Source organism: Helicobacter apodemus, assembly GCF_000765745.2.
Taxonomy (GTDB): Bacteria; Campylobacterota; Campylobacteria; order Campylobacterales; family Helicobacteraceae; genus Helicobacter_D; species Helicobacter_D apodemus.
On the sequence record NZ_JRPC02000113.1, the window covers coordinates 1 to 543 of the forward strand.

At 33.9% G+C, this 543-nt stretch carries 1 protein-coding gene; it reads left to right on the forward strand.

Annotation, left to right across the window (positions count from 1 at the left end):
* Positions 1-543 (forward strand): HAMP domain-containing protein (locus tag LS72_RS10585; protein ID WP_138155364.1); only part of this gene is annotated, 543 nt, incomplete at both ends.

Below are 543 nucleotides of genomic sequence, written 5' to 3' on the forward strand. Positions count from 1 at the left end.
ACTCAAAAAGGCTTAGAACAAGATACAAAAGCTGTAGAACAATCTGTAGCCACTGCTAAAGAAATAGAAGCAGGAAATCTTACAGCAAGAATTACAGAAACTCCTCATAATCCTCAATTAGTAGAATTAAAAAATGTTTTGAACCAAATGTTAGAAACTTTACAATCTAAAGTAGGTTCTAATATGAATGAAATTAATAGGGTTTTTGAATCTTATAAATCCCTAGACTTTACAACAGAGATTCCTAATGCTAGAGGAAGTGTAGAAGTAACAACTAATACTTTAGGGCAAGAGATTAAAGCTATGCTTCAAACAAGTGCTACTTCTGCTAAGAGTTTAGGGGAACAATCTAATGCTTTACAAGAAGCTATGAAGCGATTAACAGAAGGCTCTCATACCCAAGCTAATTCTCTAGAAGAATCCGCTACTGCTATTGAAGAAATCTCTAGCTCTATGCAAAATGTTAGTGATAAGACAGGAGAGGTTACAAGACAAGCAGAGGATATTAAAAATATCGTAAGTGTGATTAAAGATATTGCCGAT